Source organism: Glaciihabitans sp. GrIS 2.15 (assembly GCF_035984695.1).
GTDB lineage: Bacteria > Actinomycetota > Actinomycetes > Actinomycetales > Microbacteriaceae > Lacisediminihabitans.
Genome location: NZ_JAXCHU010000005.1, coordinates 26814 through 51670, shown reverse-complemented (window position 1 = coordinate 51670; position 24857 = coordinate 26814). Strand labels below are relative to the sequence as shown.

Sequence of the window (24857 nt, the reverse complement as noted above, 5' to 3'; positions counted from 1 at the left end):
TCAGTACTTTCTTTCCATCGGCGGATAGTTGGTTATCACAACCGGCTTCCAACCGAGCTTGATATGTTCTCCGGCATCGGCGGACTCGGGGTCGCCGACCAGGTAGGCCATCGTGTGCACCAGGAAGTTCGTGTCATCCCGATCCGGGTAGTCCTCGCGCATATGACCGCCTCGGCTCTCCTTGCGCGAGCGAGCAGAGTAGACGACCACCTCGGCGAGGTCGAGCAAAAAGCCGAGCTCAACAGCCTCGAGCAGGTCGGTGTTGAACCGCTTCCCCTTGTCACGCAGGGCGATGTTCTTATAGCGCGCGCGCAGCCGCTCGATGAGTTCCGTCACTTCGGCGAGAGACTCGTCGGTGCGGAAGATCTGTGCGTTCCGATCCATCGAGTCCTGCAGCTCCTTGCGGATGGCGGCGATATTCTCCGAGCCGTCCCCGCTGCGCACCAGGTCGAGGAGCTGGCGAACTCCAGCTGCCGGGTTGTCGGGAAGTGGCACGAATTCAGCTGTCTTCACATAGGCGACGGCGCTCTTGCCGCTGCGCTTGCCGAACACATTGATGTCGAGCAACGAGTTGGTGCCGAGGCGGTTTGACCCGTGCACGCTTACGCAGGCGCACTCGCCGGCGGCATACAGCCCCGGAACTACTTCGGTGTTGCTTCGCAAGACCTCCGCGTTCACATTGGTGGGGATCCCACCCATGGCGTAGTGCGCGGTCGGCAACACGGGAACCGGCTCGGTGTAGGGCTCAACGCCAAGATAGGTGCGAGCGAACTCGGTAATGTCCGGAAGCTTCTCGTCGATGACCGCCGGTTCGAGGTGGGTGATGTCGAGGTAGAGGTAGTCCTTGTTCGGACCAGCACCCCTGCCCTCTCTGATCTCGGTAGCCATCGACCTCGACACGATGTCTCGCGGAGCGAGGTCCTTCAGTGTCGGAGTGTATCTCTCCATGAACCGCTCGCCGCTGGCGTTGCGAAGGATCGCGCCTTCTCCACGCGCTGCTTCCGAGAGCAGGATGCCGAGCCCGGCAAGCCCGGTGGGATGGAACTGGTAGAACTCCATGTCCTCGAGCGGAAGGCCCTTGCGCCAGATGATCCCGACGCCGTCACCGGTGAGGGTGTGGGCGTTCGAGGTTGTCTTGTAGATCTTGCCGAATCCACCGGTGGCGAAGATGATCGCCTTGGCTTGGAAGACATGCAGCTCTCCAGTGGCGAGCTCATAGGCGACAACGCCGGAGGGGCGCTCCGTGGTGGTGCCGAACGCGTCCGTGACCTCCGTCATCAGCAGATCGAGCACATAGAACTCGTTGAAGAAGTTGATGCCGAGCCTGACGCAGTTTTGAAACAGCGTCTGCAGGATCATGTGACCGGTGCGGTCAGCGGCGTAACAGGCGCGACGTACCGGTGCCTTGCCATGTTCCCGGGTGTGACCGCCGAAACGGCGCTGGTCGATTTTGCCCTCTGGCGTGCGATTGAAGGGGAGTCCCATGTTCTCGAGATCGAGAACGGCATCGATGGCCTCTTTGGCGAGGATCTCGGCCGCGTCCTGGTCAACGAGATAGTCGCCACCCTTGACGGTGTCGTAGGTGTGCCACTCCCAGTTGTCTTCCTCGACGTTGGCGAGTGCCGCCGCCATCCCCCCCTGCGCCGCACCGGTGTGTGAGCGCGTGGGATACAGCTTCGAGATAACCGCGGTGTTCGCATGCGGTCCGGCCTCGATGGCCGCCCGCATTCCGGCTCCGCCAGCGCCAACGATGACGATATCGAACTGGTGGTGGTGCACGCCATCAATGATTGAGGAGGTGCCGGGCGCGTCGGTTGTGGTGGTGTCTTCGGCCATTATCTGTTCAGCCTTACTTCGCCGCGCAGAACGACGGGAGCAACTCGGCGGGCGAGCCCGCAGGACATGGGTCGAAGGTGTAAATCACAAGAGTTCCCAGCAGGATCAGTAATACGGCAGACGCGAGGAGGGCGCCCTTGAATATGCGACGAACGAGGGGGTTGGCCGCGTAGTCGTTCACGATGGTGCGCATACCATTTGCGCCATGGATGAGGGCGAGCCAGAGCAGCAGGGTGTCCCAGATCTGCCAGAACGGCTGTGACAGCTTGCCGCCGACGAAGCCGAAGTCGATGGCCTTGACTCCCGCTCCCGCGACGAGGTTGACGAAGAGGTGTCCGAAAATAAGCACGATCAACACGACGCCACTTGCACGCATGTAGATCCAGCCCCATTTCTCAAAATTGAAGCGTGAATGCTGTTGGGTGCGCGCCGAACGCGGGCTCTCGATCGTTGCGGTCATGATCACGCCCCTCCGAAGATGTGAATGAGCTGCCGGGGCAGGAAGCCCGCCATCAGTACGACCCACAGGCCGATAACAATCCAGAACATCAGGCGCTGGTGCTTGGTGCCGACGCTCCAGAAATCGATGAGGATGATGCGGAGGCCGTTCAGGGCGTGAAATCCGATTGCTGCGACAAGGGCAGCCTCACCGAGCCCCATGATCGGCGTCTTGTATTGGTCGATGACCGCGTTGTATGCCTGCGGGCTGAGTCGCACGAGCGATGTGTCGAGAATGTGCACGAGTAGGAAGAAGAAAATCGCGACTCCGGTGATGCGATGCAACACCCACGACCACATGCCTTCCCGACCGCGGTACAGCGTTCCTCGAGGAACCCGCGGAGCGGAGATCCTTGGTAGCGGAAATTTCTTGTCTGGCATGGGTGCAGCCAGGGCCCCCGCCGACTTCTCTGGCACGAGCAACCCTCCTTGGCATCGGTCAGCCCCGACGATGGGGCACGTCAAATGTGTACTAAGCGAACGTCTTCTACTCTATTCCTGACGATCGGGAGCTTGCTGCCAAACGGCGGCCACAGTGTCTCGATAGCGAGTGACTTCACAGCCAGTGAGGCAAACAGCGGTGTGCGCTGCGGGCGACCGAATTCTCCAGCGACCGCGCCTTCCGGATGAACCGCACCTCCGCGCGGGCTGCGCCTCCGGATAGTGTGAGCGTCATGGCCATACCGACTGAACCGCTTGACCGCTTCTACTGCGTCATCCCGGCCGGCGGCATCGGCTCGCGTCTCTGGCCGCTCTCTCGTGCCGACGCGCCGAAGTTTCTTCACGATCTCACCGGGTCGGGAAGCACCCTGCTTCGCGCCACCTGGGATCGACTCGCGCCGATTTCGGGCCCGGACCGCATCATGGTGGTCACCGGCCGCGCCCATCGTACCGCGGTAGAGGCCCAGCTTCCCGACCTCATCGATCCGAATGTGGTGCTTGAAAGCGAGCCGAAGGATTCATCGGCCGCGATCGGACTGGCCGCAGCCATCCTCGTTCGGCGCGAGCCGGATGTCATCATCGGTTCTTTCGCCGCCGACCACGTGATCTCCGACCAGCGCGGCTTTCGCCGGGCGGTTGTCGAGGCGGTCGCGGCGGCACGGGCGGGCTACATCGCGACGATTGGAATCACTCCAACGGATGCGGCAATCGGCTTCGGCTACATCCACTGCGGAGCCGCCCTCGAGATCCCTGATGCCCCGCGTGCCGTGAGCGGAGACAGTTTCGTCGAGAAACCCGACCTGGCCACCGCGCAGTCCTATCTCGAGGACGGCAACTACCTGTGGAACGGCGGCATGTTCATCTCCCGCGCCGATGTGCTGCTCCGGCAACTCGGCGAGACCGAGCCAGAACTACTCGCCGGGCTCGAGGAACTCGCGGAAGCCTGGGATACCCCGCGCCGCGGAGCCGTGGTCGACAGGGTGTGGCCTGAGCTCAAGAAGATTGCAATCGATTACACCGTCGCCGAACCGGCGGCTGCAGCGGGACGCCTCGTCGTCATCCCCGGCGATTTCGACTGGGACGATGTCGGCGACTTCGCCGCAATCGCCAAACTTCACTCCGGAGGCCGCAAATCCGACCTCGCGATCCTCGGCGAGAATGCCCGGGTGCTCGCGGATGCCTCGAGCGGGGTGGTCATCAGCCAGACCGGCCGCCTGATCTCCCTCATCGGCGTCACCGATATCGTCGTGGTCGATACGCCGGACGCTCTCCTGGTCACCACCAGCGCCAACGCGCAGCGGGTGAAGTCTGTCGTCGATGCCCTCAAACTGTCGGGTCGAAGCGACGTTCTCTAGCTGACCCGCGTGCTGCCGAGCAGCGAACGGTGGTGTTTCTGGTGACGCTTCCCGGTCCTGGCATCGCGCTCGGCGCACTTCTGATCCTTTCGCCGGACCACGGGGGCAGTCTTACATTTCCTGAACATTTCAGAGCTATCGCCGCTAGGTGACGGTTCGGCCACGGCCGTGCCGTGAGGCCATCCGAGATTCCCATCGTTCGCTAACGTGTACACCACTAAGCCCCAGCGTTTTCCGCTGGGCAGCATCTTGGAGGACACCTTGAGACTCACTTCTCGCAGCCGACTGTTGGGCGGCCTTGCCACAATCGGAGTTGCGGCGCTGCTCGCCGGTTGCGCATCGGCGCCAGCACCAACCACGAAAAACAGCGCCGCGGCGTCCAATTTCAAGCCCTGCATGGTCTCTGACCAGGGCGGGTTCGATGACAAGTCGTTCAATCAACTTGGCCTCGAGGGCCTGCAGAGTGCAGCCAAGAAGCTGGGTGTTAAAGAGGCCCATGTGCAGTCGGTCACCGAAAATGACTACGTACCGAACCTCGCCCAGATGGTGGGCCAGGGTTGCAACCTGATCGTGACCGTTGGATTCAACCTGGCCAACGCCACCAGGGACGCGGCCAAAGCGAACCCCAAGGTGAACTTCGCACTGGTTGACTCCGCGCTCTCCAACGCTGATTTTTCAACGCTGACCCTCCCGAATGTGAAGCCAGTGCTTTCCGACACCGCGCAAGCGGCATTCCTGGTCGGTTACGCGGCAGCGAGCTACAGCAAGACCGGCGTCATCGGCACCTTCGGCGGAGTAAAGATTCCGCCGGTCACCATTTTCATGGATGGCTACGCTGACGGTGCGGCGTACTTCAATAAGCAGAAGAACAAGAACGTCAAGGTGCTTGGCTGGGATGTCAAGGCGCAGAACGGAGCCTTCACCGGCGGTTTTGCTGCCGGCACCGAGGCTCAGAACGCCGCTCAGACCCTGATTGATCAGAACGCCGATGTCATCCTTCCGGTCGGCGGGCCGATCTTCCAGAGCGCGGGCGCAGCCATCGTCAGCTCCGGCAAGCCGATTGCCCTGATCGGGGCGGATGCGGATGTCTTCGTGACCTTCCCGAAGTACGACGACCTCTACTTCTCGTCGATCATGAAGAACATGAGTGGAGACATCGCCGATATCGTCGCTTCTGCTTCTGCCGGCAAGTTCGATGCCACGCCCTATGTGGGAACGCTGGAAAACGGCGGCGTCAGTATGGCACCGTTCCACAAGTTCGAGTCGAAGGTCGACTCCGGTCTCAAAAAGGAACTCGACGCCATCAAGGCCGATATCGTGAGCGGCAAAATCAAGGTCGAGTCTCCCTCCACCCCCAAGTAGGCGAAGAAGCGTTCGGACAATGTTCTGAAAAGCACCACTTCGATAGTCGGGGAGACCAGCGTCGCTGGCCTCCCCGACTCATTTCCATTCGTCTTTCCCATCCGTGCGACGGCGCCGGATAGATTGTGAATCATGAAGCTCGAACTTCGTGGCATTACGAAGCGCTTTGGCGCACTCGTCGCTAACGACCACATCAGTCTCACGGTAGAGCCGGGCGAGATTCACTGTCTGCTCGGTGAAAACGGCGCGGGCAAGTCAACCCTCATGAACGTGCTCTACGGTCTCTACCAGGCCGACGAGGGACAGATTTTGCTCGACGATGCTGTGCAGCATTTCGCCGGCCCCGGTGATGCGATGGCCGCCGGCATCGGTATGGTGCACCAGCACTTCATGCTCATTCCGGTGTTCACGGTCGCCGAGAATGTGATGCTCGGGCACGAGCAGACCACCTTCGGCGGGCGACTCAACCTGAAGGCGGCACGCGCGGAGGTCAACCGGATTTCGGCCCAATTCGGCTTCCAGGTCGACCCGGATGCGCTGGTCGAAGATCTCCCGGTCGGTATCCAGCAGCGGGTCGAGATCATCAAGGCGTTGTCGCGCGATGCGCAAGTGCTCGTTTTCGATGAGCCAACCGCTGTGCTCACGCCCCAGGAAACCGACGAGCTCATGTCGATCATGAAACAGCTCAAGGCATCGGGAACCTCCATTGTTTTCATCACTCACAAGCTGCGGGAAGTCCGCGAGGTGGCTGACCGGATCACGGTCATCCGTCTGGGTAAGGTCGTTGCCGAAGCGTCTCCCACTGCCACCAATGCTGAGTTGGCGTCTCTCATGGTTGGTCGACCGGTCGACCTCACTCTCGAAAAGAATGCGGAGAAGCCGGGGGTGGCCGCACTCGTCATTAGCCATCTCTCCGTCGTCGATCATCACTCCCAGCTCGTCGTCAACGATGTGAGCTTCGAGGTGAAGTCCGGGGAAGTTCTCGCCATCGCCGGAGTGCAGGGCAATGGCCAGACCGAACTCACCGAAGCAATCATGGGCCTGCAGGATCACGTCACCGGCGACATCACGCTCGATGGCAAGCCACTTCTCGGCCACAGCGTACGACGGGTGCTCGAAGCCGGGGTCGGTTTTGTGCCAGAGGATCGCCAGGAGGATGGGCTGGTCGGCGAGTTCACCGTCGCCGAGAACCTGATGCTCGATCGCTCGGTGGGAAAGCCGTTCACCAGAGCGGGAAGCTTGCAGCTGGGTTACCTCGTTGAGTTCGCCGAAAATAAGCTGAAGGAATTCGACATTCGAGCACAGGGTATTGCCTCCCGAGCCAGTCAGCTCTCCGGTGGTAACCAGCAGAAAGTCGTTCTCGCTCGCGAACTCAGCCGCGACCTGCGCCTTTTCGTGGCAGCGCAACCCACGCGTGGGCTGGATGTGGGATCCATCGAATTCGTTCATAAGCGCATCATTGCGACGCGGGATTCCGGAATTCCCGTCGTTGTGGTCTCAACCGAACTCGATGAAGTCGTCGCTCTCGCCGACCGCATCGCCGTCATGTACCGGGGGGGCATCGTCGGAATAGTACCGGGAGACACCCCGCGTGAGGTGCTCGGTTTGATGATGGCGGGGGAGGTGCCGGCAGGGCTTTCCGTCCCACCGACACCGAAGCCAACAGTCTCGAAGGAGGTCGCGGCGTGAGCGTCGAAAAGGCCCCTGGAAACAGCCAGGCCACAGTGGATGATCCAGCTCTTCAGCCGGGCAACACGATGACCGGGCCGGACGAGAGCGAGCCGGAGACCGACTCCCGATTCAGCGGAGCTCTGCGAGAGATTGTTTCCGGCAGTGCGGTCATCTCTATTCTCGCCGTTGTGCTCGCGATGGTGGCTGGCGCGATCTTGATCGCGCTGACCGACCCAACGGTGCGCGCGGCATCCGGCTACTTCTTCTCTCGACCCGCCGACACCTTCTCGGCGATCTGGCAGGCGGTCTCTGGCGCCTACGGTTCGCTGATCCAGGGTTCCGTCTACAACTTCTCTCGCCCCGACTTCGTCGATGGTATTCGGCCGCTGACCGAGACGTTGAGCTTCGCCACTCCTCTGGTCGCGGCGGGCCTCGGTGTTGCGGTTGGTTTTCGAGCGGGCATGTTCAACATCGGTGGGCGAGGCCAGATGCTGTTCGGTGCCGCCGCGGCCGGGTGGGTTGGCTTCGCTTTCGACCTGCCACCCGGCATCCATCTGGTTCTTGCGCTTGCTGCCGGCATCCTCGCCGGAGCGCTCTGGAGTGGGCTCGCCGGCATCCTCAAGGCGCGAACCGGCGCTCACGAGGTGATCGTCACGATCATGCTCAACTACGTTGCCTTCTACCTGATCAGTTACCTGCTCAGTACGAAGGGGCTCTTGCAGGCGCCGGGATCCAATAATCCCAAGTCGCCGGGAATGCACCCGAACGCGATCTTTCCGCGACTGCTCGGTCCGCAGTACAACCTGACCATCGGGTTTCTTCTCGTGATCGCCGCGACCCTCGCCGTGTGGTGGCTGCTCAATCGTTCGAGCCTCGGATTCCGCTTCCGTGCGGTGGGCGAAAACCCGAACGCGGCCAGGGTGGCTGGCATCAATGTCAAGAACACCTATGTCTTCGTCATGCTGATCTCCGGGGCGCTCATCGGAATGGCCGGCGCAAACCAGGTGCAGGGCGTGATTACCTCCGGATTCACCTCGGGCATCGACGCCGGGCTCGGATTCGATGCCATCACCGTCGCGTTGCTCGGGCGCTCTCGGCCCTGGGGCGTCTTCTGGGCGGCCATCCTGTTTGGTGCCCTCAAAGCGGGCGGGTTCACGATGCAGGCGGTGGAGGGAATTCCCATCGACATCATCCTGGTGGTGCAATCGTTGATCGTATTGTTCATTGCGGCACCGCCGCTCATTCGAGCCGTATTTCGGTTACCTCAACCGCGAGTGAAGCTCAGGCCGAGAGCATCCGCGGTTCAGGGCAAGAAAGCGGTGGTGACCAAATGACAGCGGTAACGAGCAACGTCGGTTCCTCCCACGGCGCACCCGGTACGTCGGTCGTCGCCCTTGCCACCGCCGTGGTGAAGAGCTGGAAGGCACCCATTGCGCTGGGGATCTTCGCGGTCATAGCGGTCATTTTGTTCGCTCTCGTTACGAGGACCGGCACGGGCATCAGTACCTTCCGGCTGTCAACTTCGCAGGATTTCTTCCCACTGCCCGAGCTGCAGGTGCCGACGCGCGCCACCGGCGTCGTGGTGTCGATACTGCTCATCCTGATCGCCGCCACCGCGGCCATCCTGGTGCGGCAGAGCCGCCGGGTGCCGATCTGGGTGATCGTGATCTACGCCATCCTCTTCATGTTTGGCTTCCTGGCCTGGGCGGCGTCGGGCGGGACGGTGCCGATTCCGGGCCTTCTCATCGGAACGGTCGGGCTCGCTACACCACTGATCTTCGGTGCCCTCAGCGGCGTCATTTCCGAGCGCGTCGGGGTCGTCAACATTGCCATCGAGGGGCAGCTCCTGGCCGGAGCATTCGTCGCAGCCATCGTGTCGTCCATCACTCGCCAACCCGTTGTCGGACTGCTGGCGGCGATGGTGGCCGGCATGCTGGTCTCGTTCGTCCTCGCCGCGTTTTCGATCAAGTACTTCGTCGACCAGATCATCGTCGGAGTGGTCCTGAACGTGCTCGTGCAGGGCCTCACGAGCTTTCTCTACTCCACCCTGTTGAGCCCGAACTCTCAGGTCTTGAACTCGCCGATTCAGTTTCCCCGGGTGAACATCCCGGTGCTGAGTCAGATTCCAATCATCGGGCCGGTGCTGTTCCAGCAGACCGTCATCAGTTACATCATGTACGTGACGGTGGCGTTGGTGTATTTCGGGCTTTTCCACACCAAGTGGGGACTGCGGCTGCGGTCGTCCGGGGAGCACCCGCAGGCCGCTGACACGGTCGGCATCAACGTCAACCGCACGCGATTCTGGAATGTCTCGCTGGCGGGCGCCATCGCCGGAATGGGCGGCGCCTACTACACGCTCGTCGTGGTGGGGGCGTTCAACAAAGAAATGACCAACGGAGCCGGATTCATCGCCCTCGCTGCGGTAATTTTCGGTCGCTGGGATCCCCTCCGCGCGACCATGGCGGCGCTTTTGTTCGGGTTCGCGACGAACCTGCAAAATGTCCTTGGTGTCATCGGATCGCCGGTACCGAGCGAGTTCATGCTGATGCTTCCCTATGTCGTGACGATCTTCGCCGTGGCCGGACTGGTCGGCAGGGTACGAGCTCCCGCGGCCTCTGGCAGGCCGTACATCAAGTGATGGACATCGACTGGGAGGCGCTGCGCGCGATCGCGAACGAGGCGAATACTCACGCCTACGCACCGTATTCGAAGTTTCCGGTTGGCGCGGCCGCCATTGTCGACGACGGGCGGATCATCTCCGGAGCGAACGTGGAGAATGCCTCCTATGGCCTGACGCTCTGCGCCGAATGTGCTCTCGTCTCCTCGCTGCACATGACCGGCGGCGGACGGCTCGTTGCCTTCACCTGTGTCGACGGACGCGGCAACATCCTCATGCCGTGTGGGCGCTGCCGCCAGCTGCTCTATGAACATTCCGCTCCCGGCATGCTTCTCGAAACCGTCTCGGGCGTCAAGACGATCGACGAAGTGATTCCGGATGCCTTCGGCCCGCGCCAGCTTGCCGAGTATGAAAAGAATGGAGCGACACCATAGCCATCGAAGCGTTCGACGTCATCGACCTCATCCACTCCAAGCGCGATCACGGCGTGCTCACGACCGAACAGATCGGCTGGCTCGTCGATGCCTACACCCGCGGGTATGTCGCCGAGGAGCAGATGGCGGCAATGGCGATGGCGATCTTCCTCAACGGCATGGAGCGGCGAGAGATCCGCGACCTGACCCTCGCGATGATCGCTTCCGGGGAGACGATGGATTTCTCGGGTCTCGCCAAAAGGACCACCGATAAGCACTCCACCGGAGGCGTCGGCGATAAAATCACGCTGCCGCTCGCCCCGCTCGTCGCCTCCTTCGGCGTCGCCGTTCCTCAGCTCTCCGGACGAGGACTCGGCCACACCGGCGGCACCCTCGATAAGCTCGAGTCGATTTCCGGCTGGGAGGCCGACATCTCCAGCGAGCGGATGCGGGCCATCCTCGACGACGTTGGCGCGGTGATCTGCGCGGCCGGCTCCGGGCTCGCCCCCGCCGATGGCAAGCTCTATGCCCTCCGCGACATCACCGGCACGGTGGAGTCGATTCCCCTGATCGCCTCCTCGATCATGTCCAAGAAAATCGCGGAGGGCACATCCGCGCTCGTGCTCGATGTCAAGTTCGGCTCTGGCGCCTTCCTGAAGGACATCGCCCAGTCGCGCGAACTCGCCCAGACGATGGTCGCTCTCGGTGAGGATGCCGGAGTTGCGACATCCGCTCTCCTCACCAACATGAACGTGCCGCTCGGCTTGGCCATCGGCAATGCCAATGAGGTGCGCGAGTCCGTGGAAGTGCTCGCGGGCGGCGGCCCGTCAGATGTCGTCGCCCTCACCGTCGCCCTCGCTCGCGAGATGCTCCGTCACGCCGGCCAGCCGGACGCGGATGTCGAAGCCGCCCTCGCAGACGGGCGGGCTATGGATAGTTGGAACCGCATGATCCGCGCCCAGGGCGGGGACCCGACCGCCGCGCTGCCGGTGGCGCGGGAGACTCACGTGGTCACCGCCCTCCGCGACGGCGTGCTCGTGGAGCAGCAGGCGCTGCCGTTCGGCATCGCAGCCTGGCGGCTCGGGGCGGGGCGGGCGCGCAAGCAGGATCCGGTGCAGCACGCTGCTGGTATCGACCTCCACGCGAAACCGGGGGACATCGTCACGGCAGGCCAGCCGCTCTTCACCCTGAGCGCCGACGAGCCCGAACGATTCGCCCGAGCACTCGAAGCATTGGAAGGCGCGTACCGTGTTGGTGATGCGGGCGATGAGATCGTCACCGGTGGTCCGCTCATCGCCGAACGGATTGGGGCCTGATGTCACGCAATAAGGATCGAATGAACTGGATGTTCCGCAGCCGGGAGACCGGAAGGATCACCATCGGCCAGTCCGCCAATCTCGAGCAGAAGATCTTCTCCGGGGCGACTCTCGTCGGAGTGTTGCTGCCCCCATCGAAGGTGCGCACCGGTGTCGGCGTCGTGGCGGTGCTCGCCCTCCTCGTCTGGGGCGCCGATGAGATCGCTCGGGGAGTGAACCCCTTCCGCCGCATCCTTGGCGCAGTTGCGCTTGGCGGGCTCGTCGTGCTCGCCTTTCGCCGCTCCCCACCCCGCTAAACCCAACCATCTCCCGTTTTTACGACCACCCACCTGTCGACACAGGGGGGTGGTAGTAAAAACGGGAGATGGTGACGCGGGGGGACGGGCGACGGGGGTGACGGGGGACGGGGGCGACGGGCGCGGTTACTGCGGCGGCTCGCCGATCCGGGTGAGCGCATCCACTATCAGCGCCCAGAACTTTGCATGGTCGAGGTTTGTGGCGGCGTGGGTGGTGCAGTCGTCGGGGGGCGCGGATCGGAAGTCGGCCACGGTCATGCCGAGCGTCAACGTGCCGGTGAGCTCGATGTTCAGGGGTACCTTGACGACGGTCATCACGCTCGGGTCGATCACGAGGGCAACCGCGCAGGGATCGTGCACAGGCGGATGTTCGAAGCCCTGGACATCCCGATAGGTGTGCCCGAAGAAGTCCAGGAGTTCGACCACGAATCGCGCCGGACCCGTGCCGACGGCGGCGATGGCGGCGACGACATCGGGAGTCGCGAGTGCCTGGTGGGTGACATCCAGCCCCACCATTGTGAGCTTCCAGTTCTCGTTGAAGACGATGTGGGCCGCCTCTGGATCGATCACGATATTGAACTCGGCCGCCGCACTCCAGTTGCCGCCGTGATAGCCGCCGCCCATGAGCACGACCTCCTTCACGAGCGATGCGATACGTGGTTCTTTGCGCACGGCGAGGGCGATGTTGGTGAGCGCGCCGGTTGGCACCAGCGTGATCGTCCCGGGAGGAGAAGACAGGATTGTGTCGATGATGAGATCGACGGCGTGTCGGGGATCGGCGTCGAACGACGGTGACGGCAGAACCGGCCCATCGAGCCCCGATTCACCATGGATCGAATCGGCCACCTCGGCAGTGCGCACGAGCGGCCGATGGGCACCGGCGGCGAACGGTACGCCAGCGATTCCGGCGATTCGCGCGACTGCCAGCGCGTTGCGGGTCACCTTTTCGATGGTCTGGTTGCCGTGCACGGTCGTCACCGCAACGAGCTCGATCTCGGGATTGCCGTGAGCCAGGATCAGTGCAATCGCATCGTCGTGGCCGGGGTCGCAATCCAGAATGATCTTGTTCGCCATTCCGTCAGGTTAGTGGCCGGTGTCACCCGATAGATTTGGGGCATGACCCCCTCAGACTTCTTCATGCCCGGCGGTGGGGCGAACATCACCGCCCTTCCCAAGGTCTCCCTCCACGACCACCTCGACGGCGGACTTCGACCGCAGACGATCATCGAACTCGCTGACGAGATCGGTTTCGCGCTTCCCCAAACGAATGGAGCGAAGACGGATGCCGCAGCCCTCGGCGACTGGTTCGCTGAGAAGTCGGACTCCGGCTCGCTCGTCGAGTACCTGAAGACCTTCGACATCACCACTTCGGTGATGCAGACCACGGAAGGGCTCACCCGCGTCGCGCGCGAGTTCGTTGAGGACCTCGATGCCGACGGCGTGATCTACGGCGAGATCCGCTGGGCTCCGGAACAGCACGTCTCGCGCGGGCTCTCACTCGATGAGACCGTCGAGGCTGTGCAGGAAGGTATCGAAGAGGGCATCGAATCCGTGAAGCAGGCGGGTCGAAGCATCCGGATCGGCCAACTCGTAACGGCCATGCGGCACGCCGAGCGCGGGCTCGAAATCGCCGAACTGGCCGTCCGTCACCGCAACAATGGCGTCGTCGGCTTCGACATCGCGGGGGCCGAGGCCGGATTCCCCGCGGGCAGTCACCGTGAGGCATTCGACTACCTCGCCAGGCACTACCTCCCCACGACGGTGCACGCCGGGGAGGCCGACGGGCTCGAGAGCATCCGCGGAGCCCTGTTCGACGGTCGCGCGCTGCGTCTCGGTCACGGTGTGCGACTCGCCGAGGACATCACCGTTGACCGCTCAGATGATGAAAACACCTACGTGGAACTCGGCCGCCTGTCGCAATGGGTCAAGGATCGGGAGATCGCGCTTGAGCTGAGTCCCTCCTCGAACCTGCAGACCGGGGCCATCGCGCAGTGGGGTGACGAACTGATCGATCACCCCTTTGACCTGCTCTATCAGCTCGGCTTCCGCGTAACGGTAAACACCGACAACCGCCTCATGAGCCGCACCTCTCTCAGTCGTGAACTCGCCCTGCTTGCCGAGACCTTCGACTACGACCTGACCGACCTCGAAGTGTTTCAGCTGAACGCTGCCGGATCGAGCTTCCTCCCCTTCGAAGAGCGTGAGGGGCTGGCTGATCAGATCAGCGCTGGATTCGAGCGAGCCTGATGCCACTACCCACCCTCGCCGAGTCGGCGATCATCGTCGGTGCCGAGGCCGATGATTGGCGTGCCGCCGTGCGACTGGCGGGGCGTGCCCTCTTCGAATCCGGTGCAACCCTTCCGGGCTATTCCGACGAGATGATCCGTATGATCGATGAGCACGGACCCTACGTCGTGATCGCCCCTGGGCTTGCTCTGGCGCACGCGCGACCCGGTCCGGATGTGCTCGCTGACGGTCTCGCGGTCGTGACCCTTGCGACGCCCGTGGTGTTCGGTCATCCGCATAATGACCCGGTGAGTGTGGTGCTCGGCCTCGCCATCAAGTCGGCTGAAACCCACCTCGAGACCGTCGCCGAACTCGCGAATGTCTTCAACGACTCGAGTGCGATCTCGCGTCTCACGACAGCGGCGAGTGTGGCAGAGATACAGGAAATCCTGGGAAACGCTTCATGAAGATCGTCGCCATCTGCGGTTCCGGCATCGGCAGTTCGGGCATCCTGAAGGTCAATGCGGAGCGAGTGCTCAAGCGACTCGAACTTGAAGCGGATGTCACGGCCGCTCACCTCTCGAGCCTCAGCTCCGACGCGGCAGATGCCCAGGTCATCCTCACCTCTGCCGAATTCGTCGACGCGATCGGACCGACAAACGCCGACGTGATCGTGATCGAGAACTACTTCGACACCGAGGAACTTGCGCGAAAGCTCGAAGCGGCGCTCGGCTAGAGCGCCATCAGGCGAAGATCGCGCGCATACCCGCTTCCAGGCGATCGACGGTCGCCTGGGCGACTGCCTGGCGACGGGCCGGGGTTCCCTCGACACTCGAGGCGTCGATGTAGACCTTTATCTTCGGCTCGGTTCCGCTGGGGCGCACGATCACCCGTGATCCATCCTCAAGCCAGAGGCGCAGGATGTCGCTGGCGGGAAGTCCCCCGAAGCCCTCGGCAAAATCGTCTATCCGGCGCACTGCCGCAGCGCCGATCCTCTCGGGTGGCGACTGTCTCAGAGTGTCCATTAGACGCGGAATTTCGCTGAGATCCGTCACCCGGATCGATATCTGGGCGGAGGCGAATGCACCGAACCTTCCCGCGAAGTCGGCAAGATGGTCGGTGACTGTTCGGCCCGCGGCCTTCAGGTCGGCGACGAGGCCCAGGAATTCGACGGCCGCGGAGATGCCGTCCTTATCGCGAACCTTCGCCGGATCGACAAGGTACCCGAGCGCTTCCTCGTAGCCGTAGGACAGGCCAGGCACGCGGGAAACCCATTTGAACCCGGTGAGCGTGTCGACGTAAGCCAGACCGTAGTGGCGGGCGACCTCCGCGAGAGCGGGGGAGGAGACGATGGAGGCCGCGAGAGTGCCGGGAGTGCCGGCAGCGGCGAGCCGCTCGGCCGCTCGCCAGCCGAGTAGCGCGCCAACCTGGTTGCCGCTGAGACGGTGCCAGTCGCCGTCGACATCGGGGATGCCGATGGCAAGGCGGTCCGCATCCGGATCGTTCGCGATCACGAGTTCCGCGTCGGCGGTGATGGCCGTGTCGAAGGCGAGGTCAAGTGCCCCCGGCTCTTCCGGGTTGGGGAAGGCCACGGTGGGGAATGCTGCGTCCGGCTCGATCTGGAGGGCGACGACGGTCGGCTCGCCGAACCCCGCCTCGACAAACACCCGGTGTGCGGTCTCCCAACCCACGCCATGCATGGCGGTATAGACATAGCGAAGTGCAGACTTCGGATGTGTCGCGAGCGCGGCAGTGCGGCGAACGTACTCATCGATTACGTGCTCGCCCGCGATCTCGTAGTCCATCGATCGGCGCAGCTGCAGCACGCTCTGGTTGGTGGCCACGGCGAGGATGTGGGCCGCGATCTCGTGGTCGAGCGGGGGAACGATCTGGGACCCCTCGTCCGCATCGCCGAGGTAGACCTTGTACCCGTTGTCCTTGGCAGGGTTGTGACTCGCCGTCACCATGACTCCGGCGCTCAGCTTCAGCTCTCGCACGGCGAATGCCAGCACGGGAGTCGGCAACAATCGCGGCAGGAGCACCGCACGCACACCGGCTCCGGCCATCAGTTCGGCGGTATCGACGGCGAAAACCCGCGAGTTCTTGCGGCCGTCGTAGCCGATGACGACGCTCGGCGCGCCGTTGAGGGACGTTCGGGAGAGGAGAAAGGCCGCGAACCCTGCCGCCGCCTGCGCCACGAGCACCCGATTCATCCGATTGGAGCCCGCCTCGGTGCGCCCGCGGAGGCCGGCCGTGCCGAATTCGAGGCGGGTATCGAAGCGATCGTGAAGTTCGTTGAGGGCTTGCGTGGAGTCGGCCTCGGCATCCGCAATCAGGTGGTCGAGTTCGGCGCGGGTCTCGTCATCCGGATCCTGGTCGCGCCAGGCCCGAGCGACGTCGATGACGTTCACGACAACTCCTGCACAATCCGCGCCAACAGAGCCGAAATCACCGGTTCGGCATCCCGACCCGCCTCGAGCACTTCGGCGTGGCTCAATGGGGTCTTCTGGATGCCCGCAGCGAGATTGGTGATCAATGAGAGTCCGAGGATCTCCATGCCGGCCTGTCGCGCGGCGATTGCTTCAAGGGCGGTGGACATACCCACGATATGGCCGCCGATGGCCTTGGCCATCTGCACCTCCGCCGGGGTCTCGTAATGCGGTCCGCGAAACTGGGTGTAAACGCCCTCGTCGAGAGTCGGATCGACGCGCTTCGCTATCGCCCGCAGGCGGGCACTGTAGAGGTCCGTGAGGTCGATAAAGGTCGCACCCTCGAGCGGAGAGTCCGCCGTGAGGTTGATGTGGTCGCTGATGAGCACCGGTGTGCCTGGCTTCCAGGTCTCCCGGATGCCGCCCGCCCCGTTTGTGAGGATCATGGTCGTCGCACCAGTGGCGGCCGCCGTGCGCACGCTGTGCACGACACGCCGCACCCCGTGGTTCTCGTAGTAGTGGGTTCGAGCTCCGATGACGAGCGCATTCCTGCCATCGGCGAGCCGAATCGAGCGCAGAGTACCGACGTGCCCTTCGAGCGCGGGTGTGCTGAAACCCGTGACTTCCGCCGCCGGAATAGTGGCGGTGGTCTCCCCGATGAGATCGGCCGCCTTACCCCAACCGCTGCCGAGTGTCAGGGCGATGTCGTGATGGGTGACACCGGTGCGCTCGGCGATCTCAGCCGCCGCGATGGCAGCGATTTCGAATGGGTCGGCAGCGTTGTCGTCGAGAGGATTCGGCATCCGCCCAGCCTATGGGAGAGCCGACCTCAGCCGGCCACTTCGCCTACCCTGTGATGGATGGGAACAGGGTTCTCCGCATCGCGCGGGGATGCTGCACCGCGCCGCCTCCGCACTGCTGTGTGTGTCGAGCGTCACACCGGGAAAGCCACCCCCGTTGAGGCCATTCCCCGCGCCTTTGAGTCGTGGTGCCACTGTTCCCTGCGGGAGAATAGAGGTATGTCCTATGAATTTGAGCGCAAGCAACGTATCGCTGTCGTCGGGGGCGGCCCCGGTGGCTACGAAGCGGCGCTCACCGGAGCCCAGATGGGAGCCGAGGTCACCGTGGTCGAGCGCGTCGGGGTTGGCGGCTCGGCTGTGCTCACCGACGTGGTTCCCTCCAAGACCCTCATCGCCACAGCCGAAGCCGCGAACGCCATCGGCGAGGCTGCCGACCTCGGGGTGCAGTTTTTCCTCCGCGGTGATTCTGGCCGACCGGTGCGCCCAGAGGTCGCGGTCAACCTTGCGGCGGTCAATCAGCGACTGATGCGCCTGGCCCGCCAGCAGTCCGAAGATATGAAGTCCCAGCTCATCAAGGCCGGGGTAACCGTCATCCAGGGCGATGGCCGACTGGACGGACCCAACCGTGTCGTCGTGTCAACCAGTAAGGGCAGGACCAGCACGGACTTCGACGAGATCAACGCCGACACCATCGTCGTGTCGGTCGGCGCGAGTCCGCGCATCCTCCCCTCGGCGGTGCCCGACGGCGAACGTATCTTCACCTGGACGCAGCTGTATACGCTCAAAGAGACGCCAGAGCACCTCATCGTCGTCGGATCCGGTGTGACCGGCGCCGAATTCGCCTCGGCCTTCACCGCGCTTGGCTCCAAGGTCACCCTGATCTCCTCCCGCGACCAGGTGCTGCCGGGGGAGGATGCCGACGCTGCGCGAGTGATCGAAGACGTCTTCAAGCGCAATGGCATGACCGTGCTCTCCAAGTCCCGCGCCGATTCGGTCGTGCGCACCGCGGATGGTGTGATCGCGACGCTCTCGGACGGTCGCACCGTCGGAGGAAGCCATTGCCTGATGGCGGTCGGCTCGGTTCCGAATACCGCTGGCATCGGGCTCGAGGAAGCGGGCGTGCAGCTCACCGACTCCGGCCATATCCGGGTAAACAGGGTGGCACGCACCTCGATGCCCTCCATCTATGCCGCCGGTGACTGCTCGGACTTCCTGCCCCTGGCATCCGTCGCGTCCATGCAGGGCCGCACGGCCGTCTTCCACGCGATGGGCGATGCCGTGAATCCCACCGAGTTGCGAAACGTCACCTCGAACATCTTCACGCAGCCGGAGATCGCGACGGTCGGCTGGTCGCAAAAGCAGATCGAAGATGGCATCACGCAGGGAGTGATCTACAAGCTCCCCTTGGCGTCGAACCCGCGCGCGAAGATGATGGGTATCAAGGACGGCTTCGTCAAACTGTTCGCCCGTACCGGGTCGGGAACGGTCATCGGTGGCGTGATCGTCGCGCCTCGGGCATCCGAACTCATCCTGCCGATCGCGATCGCCGTCGAGCACCGCCTGACCGTCGACCAGGTCGCCCGCGCCTTCGCTGTCTATCCCTCGCTCTCCGACAGCATCACGGATGCCGCCCGGGCGATGCACATCGTCAACTAACCCCGGCCCTCCTGACCCGCTACCACCTCCCGTTTTTGCGACCACCGCCCTGTGCGCGGTCGGCGGTGGTCGCAAAAACGGGAGGTGGTCGGCGCGTCTACTCCTTCACCACCACCGCACCGAGGATGTTGTGCACGAAATGGGTGCGCACCCCACGGGAGGCCGACACCGCAGCCAGGCTCGCGGGATGACCATTTTCATCGAAGCCGAGTGGCGTAGCCCTCTTCTCTTCTCGCGCGAGCAGATCGCCGCAACCGACAAGGCGGTGCTTCTCGCCCGAACACGGCGGGGCGAGCTCGTTCGACTATTTCCGGGAATCTATACCGAATCCAACCTGTGGATGTCGCTCGATCAAGATGCCCAATACCGACTGCGAATCGAGGCGGTAGGCCTCGCGATCGACCGCGACATCGTCGTATCCCACGAATCGGCGGCATGTCTCTGGCGACTCCCGCGCGTTGATGCCTGGCCTACTCGGGTTCACATTTTGGAGAGGGAAGGGGGCGCAGGACGGGTCAATTCCAAGCTCGTCAGGCATCCAGTCGGCGTGCCGCGACACCTGCTGCGACTCGACGGTATCCGGGTTACGGATCTGGCGCGTACCGCGATGGATGTCGCAGCGACGAACCCTTTTATGGAAGGCGTCACCACGCTCGATGCTGCGTTGAGGCGCACCTTCCACCCGATTCCAGGGGTACCGCGAACGCTCCTCACGCGTGAACACCTCTTGCTGGAGGTTCCACGCATCCCGCTGACGCACGGTCAGGCGAAAGCGCGGAGGGCTGCCGAATTTGCCGACGGTCGTGCTGACCGACCGGGCGAGTCGATCAGTCGAGTCTCGATGTCCATCGCCGGGGTGCCGGCCCCGCAGTTGCAGGTCGAACTGCAGGGGGCGAGCGGTCGCTGGTACGTCGTCGACTTCTGGTGGCCGCAGTTCGCGCACATCGGCGAGTTCGACGGTCGCTTCAAGTACACCGATCCCGAGTTCCTTCGTGGCCGAAGTCCTGAGCGAGCGTTGCTCGACGAGAAAGCGCGGGAGGATGACCTCCGCGCAGCAGGCCGCGGGATGAGTCGCTGGACGTGGGAGGTGGCACTATCCCCGAAGCGCCTTCGGCAGCTGCTGAATGCGGCCGGAGTTCGCTGATGCTGCATCCCCTCCCATTTTTACGACCACCTACCGGTCGAAACAGGGGGATGATCGTAAAAACGGGAGATGGTTGGCGGGAAGGGCGGAGGGAGCGTCAGCTCGTGATGTCGAGCAACAGGTAGCCCGAGGAGACGGTCTCGCCCACGCCGACATTCACATTGGCGATCATGCCGTCTTTATGGGCGGCGATGGGCTGCTCCATCTTCATCGCCTCGAGCACCAGGATGAGGTCGCCCTTGACCACAGAGTCACCCTCGGTGACGGCGAGCTTCACGATGGTGGCCTGCATCGGCGCCTTCACCGAGTCGCCGGTGGCAGTGACGACGGCCCCGGCACCCCCGCGGCGCTGGGGAGCAGCGCCGAGTGTTGCGGATGAGCCCCCGGATGCCGCGGCAAGGCGCGCCGGAAGCGACACCTCGATGCGCTTGCCGTCGACCTCCACCACGATGGTCTGTCGCGCGGGAGCTGAAGCAGTGTCGGCGAGGGACCCGCTCCAGGGCTCGATGTCGTTGACGAAGTCGGTCTCGATCCAGCGGGTGTAGATCGAGAACGGCGACGAGGTGAAGGCCGGGTCGCGCACGATCTTGCGGTGGAACGGCAGCACGGTCGGCAGGCCGGCGATCTCGAATTCGTCGAGGGCGCGGCGGGAGCGTTCGAGGGCATCCTCGCGGCTGGATCCGGTGACAATCAGCTTCGCGAGCAGGGAGTCGAAGGCACCGCTGATCACGTCCCCGGTGGTGACGCCGCTGTCCACACGCACGCCAGGCCCTCCGGGAAAACGCAGCGCGTGCACGGGTCCGGGAGCCGGGAAGAAGTTGCGCCCCGGGTCTTCACCATTGATGCGGAACTCGAACGAATGCCCCTCGGGAGAAGGATCGTCGTAATCGAGCGCACCGCCTTCGGCGAGCCGGAACTGTTCGCGCACGAGGTCGATTCCGGTCACTTCCTCCGATACGGGATGCTCCACCTGCAGGCGCGTATTCACCTCGAGGAACGAGATAGATCCGTCCTTCGCGACCAGAAACTCGCAGGTACCGGCACCGAGATAGCCGACCTCCTGGAGGATGGCCTTCGATGCCGAATAGAGCAGCGCGTTCTGCTCGTCGGTGAGGAAGGGTGCGGGCGCCTCCTCTACCAGTTTCTGGTGCCGGCGCTGGAGGGAGCAGTCCCGAGTGGAGATCACCACGACCTTGCCGAATGAATCGGCGAGACACTGCGTCTCCACGTGTCGGGGCTGGTCGAGATACTTCTCGACGAAGCATTCTCCTCGACCGAAGGCGGCGATGGCCTCCCGGGTCGCTGACTCGAACAGCTCGGGGATCTCCTCGCGAGTGCGTGCGACCTTGAGGCCGCGGCCGCCACCACCGAACGCGGCTTTGATCGCGACCGGAAGACCGTGGATGTCCACGAAGTCGAGTACTTCCTTAGCGCCGGATACCGGGTTGAGAGTTCCGGGCGCGAGGGGTGCCCCCACCTTCTCGGCGATGTGCCGTGCGGAGACCTTGTCGCCGAGTTTCTCGATCGCGTCGGGTGATGGGCCGATCCAGGTGAGTCCGGCACCGATGATCGCGCGGGCGAACTCCGCGTTCTCGGCTAGGAATCCGTAGCCTGGATGTACGGCATCCGCTCCGGACCGCCGGGCGATCGACAGCACCTTGTCGATGCGCAGATAAGTATCGGCGCTCGTGGCCCCGTCGAGGGCGTAGGCCTCATCCGCAAGCTTCACGTGACGGGCATCGCGATCCTGGTCGGCGTAGACGGCCACGGAGGTGATTCCCGAGTCCTTTGCGGCCCGGATGACTCGGACGGCGATTTCGCCGCGATTGGCGACCAGGACCTTCGTGATGCGGGGCATAGTCCTTTAGCATATGGGGCCGCGGCGGGCACTCTTTGGTGCTGGGCTACAAAAATCACCAGCGAGTCGGTGATGGGTTCCACAACGTCGAGGGTAAGTTCATCGGTTCCACAGCGACGGCCACCGCACCTCGAACTTCAGCAGCAGTGACCGCAGGGTCGAGAGTGACAGGCCGACGACGGCGTGCGGATCACCGTCGACCGCAGTAATGAACGGGGCCCCGAGACTGTCGATCGTGAAGGCTCCGGCCACCTCCAGCGGCTCGCCGGTGGCGATGTAGGAGTCGATCTCGTGGTCTGAGATGTCGGAGGCGAAGGTGACGCCGGCTGTCGCGACATCCCCGACGGCTCCTCGAGCGGTCCCACCGCGGTGGTCGATGAGCCAGTGGCCGGAGTGGAGATGTCCGGTGCGGCCGCGCTGCAAAATCCAGCGCTCACGAGCTACCTCGGGAAGGTGCGGCTTGCCGTAGACGATTCCATCGAGCTCGAAGACGGAGTCTCCGCCAAGCACGATTCCGTCAATGTGCGGACCGAGCACCGCGGATGCCTTGAGCCGGGCAAGCAGAAGCACCATCTCGATCGGGGTGAGTGGGCCTGCGGCCTCGACCGCGGCATCCTCGTCGACAAAAGACGGCAGCACAACAGGCTCGATTCCCGCGGCCCGCAGGGTGGCAAGTCGGGCGGGCGAGGTGGAGGCGAGGTACAGGCGCACTGGTGAGTCGGGCCGGGGTGAGTCGGGCAGGGGTGAGTGGGGCACAGCGCCTCCTGTGGCAAGCTCGAGGGATGGGTGAATTGCTGGGCACAGAGGTTGAGGTAGACGTAACCAACGTAGCCCACGGGGGTGTCTCAGTGGCCAGGCACGACGGTCGCGTGATCTTCGTGAGCGATGCGATTCCCGGTGAGCGCGTGCTGGTGAGAATCACGGATGACTCGAAGAAGTCGTTCTGGCGGGCCGAGACGCTGAGCGTGTTGACGCCGTCCGAGCACCGCCAGCCCCACATCTGGTCCGCAGCATCCCTCGATCGCACCCCGGAGGAGCGTGCGGGCGGTGCCGAGTTCGGCCATATTGAGATCGCCCACCAGCGTGAGCTCAAACGCCAGGTGCTCGCTGATTCGCTCGGCCGCATGGCCGGAATCGAAACTGACGTCACCGTCGATGCGATCCGTGGCAACGCCGACGGCACCGGATGGCGCACCCGCCTCAGACTGCATGTCGCGGCCGATGGTATGCCTGGCCCGTATGCCGCCCGTTCGCACCACGTCGTGGCGGTCACTGACCTGCCGCTGGTGGCTCCGGAGGTCGCCGCGATCACTCCTCTCGACGAGAAGTTCCCCGGATTCGATCATGTGGACGTGGTGGTGCCGAGCGTGGGGAATGCCTTTGTGCTCACCGGCAACACCCCGAAGCCCAGCCGTGAACGGGGTAAGGGGGAGAAAGCCGAGCGACCGAAGGCGCAGCGCATCGTCGAGCGGGTCGGTGACCGTGAGTTCCGCCTGGATGCGCGCGGTTTCTGGCAGGTGCACCGACATGCCGCGGAGATCCTCACTCTCGCCGTGCAGGAGGCGATTGACGCGAGCCTGTTCGATCCGCGAGCCGCGAACCTTGACCTCTACGGCGGGGTCGGGCTCCTCGCCGCCGCCGTCGGGGACCGCTTCGGCAACCACCTCCGAATCACCACGGTGGAGAGCGACCCGCTCGCGACCGATCACGCGGCCGGCAATCTCTCGGAATGGGTGGGGGCCGCCGCCGTCACCGCCCGCGTCGACAACTTCCTGCGCCAGTTGCGATCCACTGCGAGCCCGAGCGAGCGCGCCCGCCTCGGAGCGGGAACGGTGATTCTCGATCCTCCACGAGCGGGAGCGGGCAAGGGCGTCGTCAGCGAGTTGCTTACCCTCGATCCGGTCCAGGTCGTCTACGTTGCGTGCGACCCGGTTGCCCTGGCCAGGGATGTCGCACTGTTTGCCGAGGGGGGCTACGTGCTCACGAGGCTCCGGGCCTTCGATCTCTTCCCGAACACCCATCATGTCGAAGCGGTCGCGACCCTCACGAAGGTGTAGCTTCCCGCTTCCGCCGCATACGTTTGCAGCGGTGGAGTGCAACGTACCACTCGGCTAAATTTTCGGCACACGCGCTTTCCTGCGCGGCTCAAGCGCAGGGGAAGGCGAGCTGCCAGTACCATGGGCTCCGGGGGAAATAATGATTTTCAGCACCACGGGGGCAGACAGGATCGACGATGGCGCAGACCACAGCAGAGGAATCCACACCCGCAATGCACCAGCGAACGGTGCGGGTGTCGGTTGTAGACGACCACGAATCAGTGCGACTCGGGTTGAAGGCTGCGTGTATCGACGCTGGCTTCACTTTCATCCTCGCCGCAGCATCGGTGCAGGAGTTTGTCGACAACCTTGACGGGCGCGAGAACGACGTGGTGGTGCTCGACCTCTCCCTCGGAGATGGCTCAACCGTCACTGAAAATGTCAAGCGAGTGCAGGCCACCGGCTCGGCCGTACTGATCCACTCCATCGCCGACCGGGTGGCCTCCGTTCGTGAGGCGCTCGCCGCCGGAGCGGCCGGAGTTATCCCCAAGTCGTCCGCGACCAAGACCGTGATGTCTGCCGTCGAGACTGTCGCACGCGGCGAGGTGCTCAACAACCTCGAGTGGGCGACCGCTATCGACGCGGACCGCGATTTCGCGAAGGCCCAGCTCGGTCGTCGCGAGCGCGAGATCCTTCACCTTTACGCCTCCGGCCTCCCTCTGAAGCTGGCCGCCCAGCAGTTGGGGATCGGCTATTCCACCGCCCGGGAGTACCTGGATCGCATCCGCGTCAAGTACGTGGAAGTGGGGCGCCCAGCGCCGACCAAGGTCGACCTGCTTCGACGGGCCGTCGAAGATGGAATCTTGCCGGGTCTCGACCCAGATGTTGGTGATGGCCGCTAAG

The 24857-nt window shown here is 63.8% G+C and carries 23 protein-coding genes; 15 read left to right on the top strand and 8 right to left on the bottom strand.

The window, feature by feature from the left end:
* From sdhA to sdhC, 3 genes are read right to left on the bottom strand one after another with little or no spacing between them, the layout of a single operon-like run.
* Entirely contained in the window at nucleotides 1-1836 is a 1836-nt protein-coding gene (gene sdhA, locus RCH11_RS08645; protein ID WP_327056595.1) for a succinate dehydrogenase flavoprotein subunit, read from the bottom strand.
* A gap of 13 nt (nucleotides 1837-1849) precedes the next feature.
* Nucleotides 1850-2296 carry a succinate dehydrogenase hydrophobic membrane anchor subunit gene (locus RCH11_RS08640; RefSeq protein WP_327056594.1) on the bottom strand — a complete coding sequence of 149 codons (447 nt, stop codon included), beginning with the start codon at nucleotides 2294-2296 and terminating at the stop codon, nucleotides 1850-1852.
* Nucleotides 2297-2298: 2 nt separating this feature from the next.
* Nucleotides 2299-2715: a succinate dehydrogenase, cytochrome b556 subunit gene (gene sdhC, locus RCH11_RS08635; protein WP_327056593.1), complete on the bottom strand. Its 417-nt coding sequence runs from the start codon at nucleotides 2713-2715 to the stop codon at nucleotides 2299-2301.
* A 293-nt stretch (nucleotides 2716-3008) separates the two neighbouring features.
* On the opposite strand from sdhC, the gene RCH11_RS08630 reads away from it, so the two are divergent.
* From RCH11_RS08630 to RCH11_RS08595, 8 genes are all read left to right on the top strand, one after another.
* Nucleotides 3009-4130 carry a mannose-1-phosphate guanylyltransferase gene (locus tag RCH11_RS08630; RefSeq protein ID WP_327056592.1) on the top strand — a complete coding sequence of 374 codons (1122 nt, stop codon included), beginning with the start codon at nucleotides 3009-3011 and terminating at the stop codon, nucleotides 4128-4130.
* 261 nt (nucleotides 4131-4391) lie between these two features.
* Complete coding sequence (locus RCH11_RS08625; protein ID WP_327056591.1) at nucleotides 4392-5492, top strand: BMP family lipoprotein; 1101 nt, start codon at nucleotides 4392-4394, stop codon at nucleotides 5490-5492.
* A gap of 132 nt (nucleotides 5493-5624) precedes the next feature.
* Nucleotides 5625-7181, top strand: a complete 1557-nt coding sequence (locus RCH11_RS08620; RefSeq protein ID WP_327056590.1) for an ABC transporter ATP-binding protein — start codon at nucleotides 5625-5627, stop codon at nucleotides 7179-7181.
* A gap of 68 nt (nucleotides 7182-7249) precedes the next feature.
* Entirely contained in the window at nucleotides 7250-8497 is a 1248-nt protein-coding gene (locus tag RCH11_RS08615) for an ABC transporter permease (protein ID WP_327056796.1), read from the top strand.
* A complete protein-coding gene (locus RCH11_RS08610) occupies nucleotides 8494-9801 on the top strand; it encodes an ABC transporter permease (RefSeq protein ID WP_327056589.1) in 1308 nt (435 codons plus the stop codon). Before RCH11_RS08615 ends, RCH11_RS08610 begins: the two co-directional genes overlap by 4 nt.
* On the top strand, nucleotides 9801-10214 hold the full coding sequence (locus RCH11_RS08605; protein WP_327056588.1) for a cytidine deaminase: 414 nt from the start codon (nucleotides 9801-9803) through the stop codon (nucleotides 10212-10214). The genes RCH11_RS08610 and RCH11_RS08605 overlap by 1 nt, the downstream gene beginning before the upstream one ends.
* The gene (locus tag RCH11_RS08600; RefSeq protein WP_327056795.1) at nucleotides 10211-11509 is read left to right on the top strand and encodes a thymidine phosphorylase; all 1299 of its coding nucleotides are present in this window, start codon (nucleotides 10211-10213) and stop codon (nucleotides 11507-11509) included. Before RCH11_RS08605 ends, RCH11_RS08600 begins: the two co-directional genes overlap by 4 nt.
* Nucleotides 11509-11805, top strand: coding sequence for a hypothetical protein (locus tag RCH11_RS08595; protein ID WP_327056587.1), 297 nt, complete (start codon nucleotides 11509-11511; stop codon nucleotides 11803-11805). Before RCH11_RS08600 ends, RCH11_RS08595 begins: the two co-directional genes overlap by 1 nt.
* Before the next feature lie 126 nt (nucleotides 11806-11931).
* On the opposite strand, the gene uriH is transcribed toward RCH11_RS08595, so the two are convergent.
* On the bottom strand, nucleotides 11932-12879 hold the full coding sequence (uriH, locus tag RCH11_RS08590; RefSeq protein WP_327056586.1) for a uridine-preferring nucleoside hydrolase UriH: 948 nt from the start codon (nucleotides 12877-12879) through the stop codon (nucleotides 11932-11934).
* Nucleotides 12880-12921: 42 nt separating this feature from the next.
* Here uriH and RCH11_RS08585 point away from each other — a divergent pair, with 42 nt between their 5' ends.
* From RCH11_RS08585 to RCH11_RS08575, 3 genes are read left to right on the top strand one after another with little or no spacing between them, the layout of a single operon-like run.
* The gene (locus tag RCH11_RS08585) at nucleotides 12922-14052 is read left to right on the top strand and encodes an adenosine deaminase (RefSeq protein WP_327056585.1); all 1131 of its coding nucleotides are present in this window, start codon (nucleotides 12922-12924) and stop codon (nucleotides 14050-14052) included.
* Nucleotides 14052-14498, top strand: coding sequence for a PTS sugar transporter subunit IIA (locus RCH11_RS08580; RefSeq protein ID WP_327056584.1), 447 nt, complete (start codon nucleotides 14052-14054; stop codon nucleotides 14496-14498). The genes RCH11_RS08585 and RCH11_RS08580 overlap by 1 nt, the downstream gene beginning before the upstream one ends.
* Nucleotides 14495-14767 (top strand): PTS sugar transporter subunit IIB, encoded by a 273-nt coding sequence (locus tag RCH11_RS08575; RefSeq protein WP_327056583.1) that lies wholly within the window; start codon nucleotides 14495-14497, stop codon nucleotides 14765-14767. Before RCH11_RS08580 ends, RCH11_RS08575 begins: the two co-directional genes overlap by 4 nt.
* A gap of 7 nt (nucleotides 14768-14774) precedes the next feature.
* Here RCH11_RS08575 and RCH11_RS08570 read toward each other — a convergent pair whose 3' ends face one another.
* Both RCH11_RS08570 and RCH11_RS08565 read right to left on the bottom strand, forming a co-directional pair.
* Complete coding sequence (locus RCH11_RS08570) at nucleotides 14775-16442, bottom strand: phospho-sugar mutase (protein WP_327056582.1); 1668 nt, start codon at nucleotides 16440-16442, stop codon at nucleotides 14775-14777.
* The gene (locus RCH11_RS08565; RefSeq protein WP_327056581.1) at nucleotides 16439-17263 is read right to left on the bottom strand and encodes a purine-nucleoside phosphorylase; all 825 of its coding nucleotides are present in this window, start codon (nucleotides 17261-17263) and stop codon (nucleotides 16439-16441) included. The genes RCH11_RS08570 and RCH11_RS08565 overlap by 4 nt, the downstream gene beginning before the upstream one ends.
* Nucleotides 17264-17479: 216 nt before the next feature.
* On the opposite strand from RCH11_RS08565, the gene RCH11_RS08560 reads away from it, so the two are divergent.
* Nucleotides 17480-18916, top strand: coding sequence for an NAD(P)H-quinone dehydrogenase (locus tag RCH11_RS08560; RefSeq protein WP_327056580.1), 1437 nt, complete (start codon nucleotides 17480-17482; stop codon nucleotides 18914-18916).
* A gap of 187 nt (nucleotides 18917-19103) precedes the next feature.
* Complete coding sequence (locus tag RCH11_RS08555) at nucleotides 19104-20060, top strand: hypothetical protein (RefSeq protein ID WP_327056579.1); 957 nt, start codon at nucleotides 19104-19106, stop codon at nucleotides 20058-20060.
* A 97-nt stretch (nucleotides 20061-20157) separates the two neighbouring features.
* On the opposite strand, the gene RCH11_RS08550 is transcribed toward RCH11_RS08555, so the two are convergent.
* Together RCH11_RS08550 and RCH11_RS08545 are read right to left on the bottom strand one after the other, a co-directional pair.
* Entirely contained in the window at nucleotides 20158-21918 is a 1761-nt protein-coding gene (locus RCH11_RS08550) for an acetyl/propionyl/methylcrotonyl-CoA carboxylase subunit alpha (RefSeq protein WP_327056578.1), read from the bottom strand.
* 99 nt (nucleotides 21919-22017) lie between these two features.
* A complete protein-coding gene (locus tag RCH11_RS08545) occupies nucleotides 22018-22629 on the bottom strand; it encodes a Maf family protein (protein ID WP_327056794.1) in 612 nt (203 codons plus the stop codon).
* A gap of 71 nt (nucleotides 22630-22700) precedes the next feature.
* Between RCH11_RS08545 and RCH11_RS08540 the strand changes: the two genes are divergently transcribed.
* Nucleotides 22701-23975: a class I SAM-dependent RNA methyltransferase gene (locus tag RCH11_RS08540; RefSeq protein WP_327056577.1), complete on the top strand. Its 1275-nt coding sequence runs from the start codon at nucleotides 22701-22703 to the stop codon at nucleotides 23973-23975.
* 176 nt (nucleotides 23976-24151) lie between these two features.
* Entirely contained in the window at nucleotides 24152-24856 is a 705-nt protein-coding gene (locus tag RCH11_RS08535; RefSeq protein WP_327056576.1) for a response regulator transcription factor, read from the top strand.
* The last annotated feature ends 1 nt before the right edge of the window (nucleotide 24857 follow it).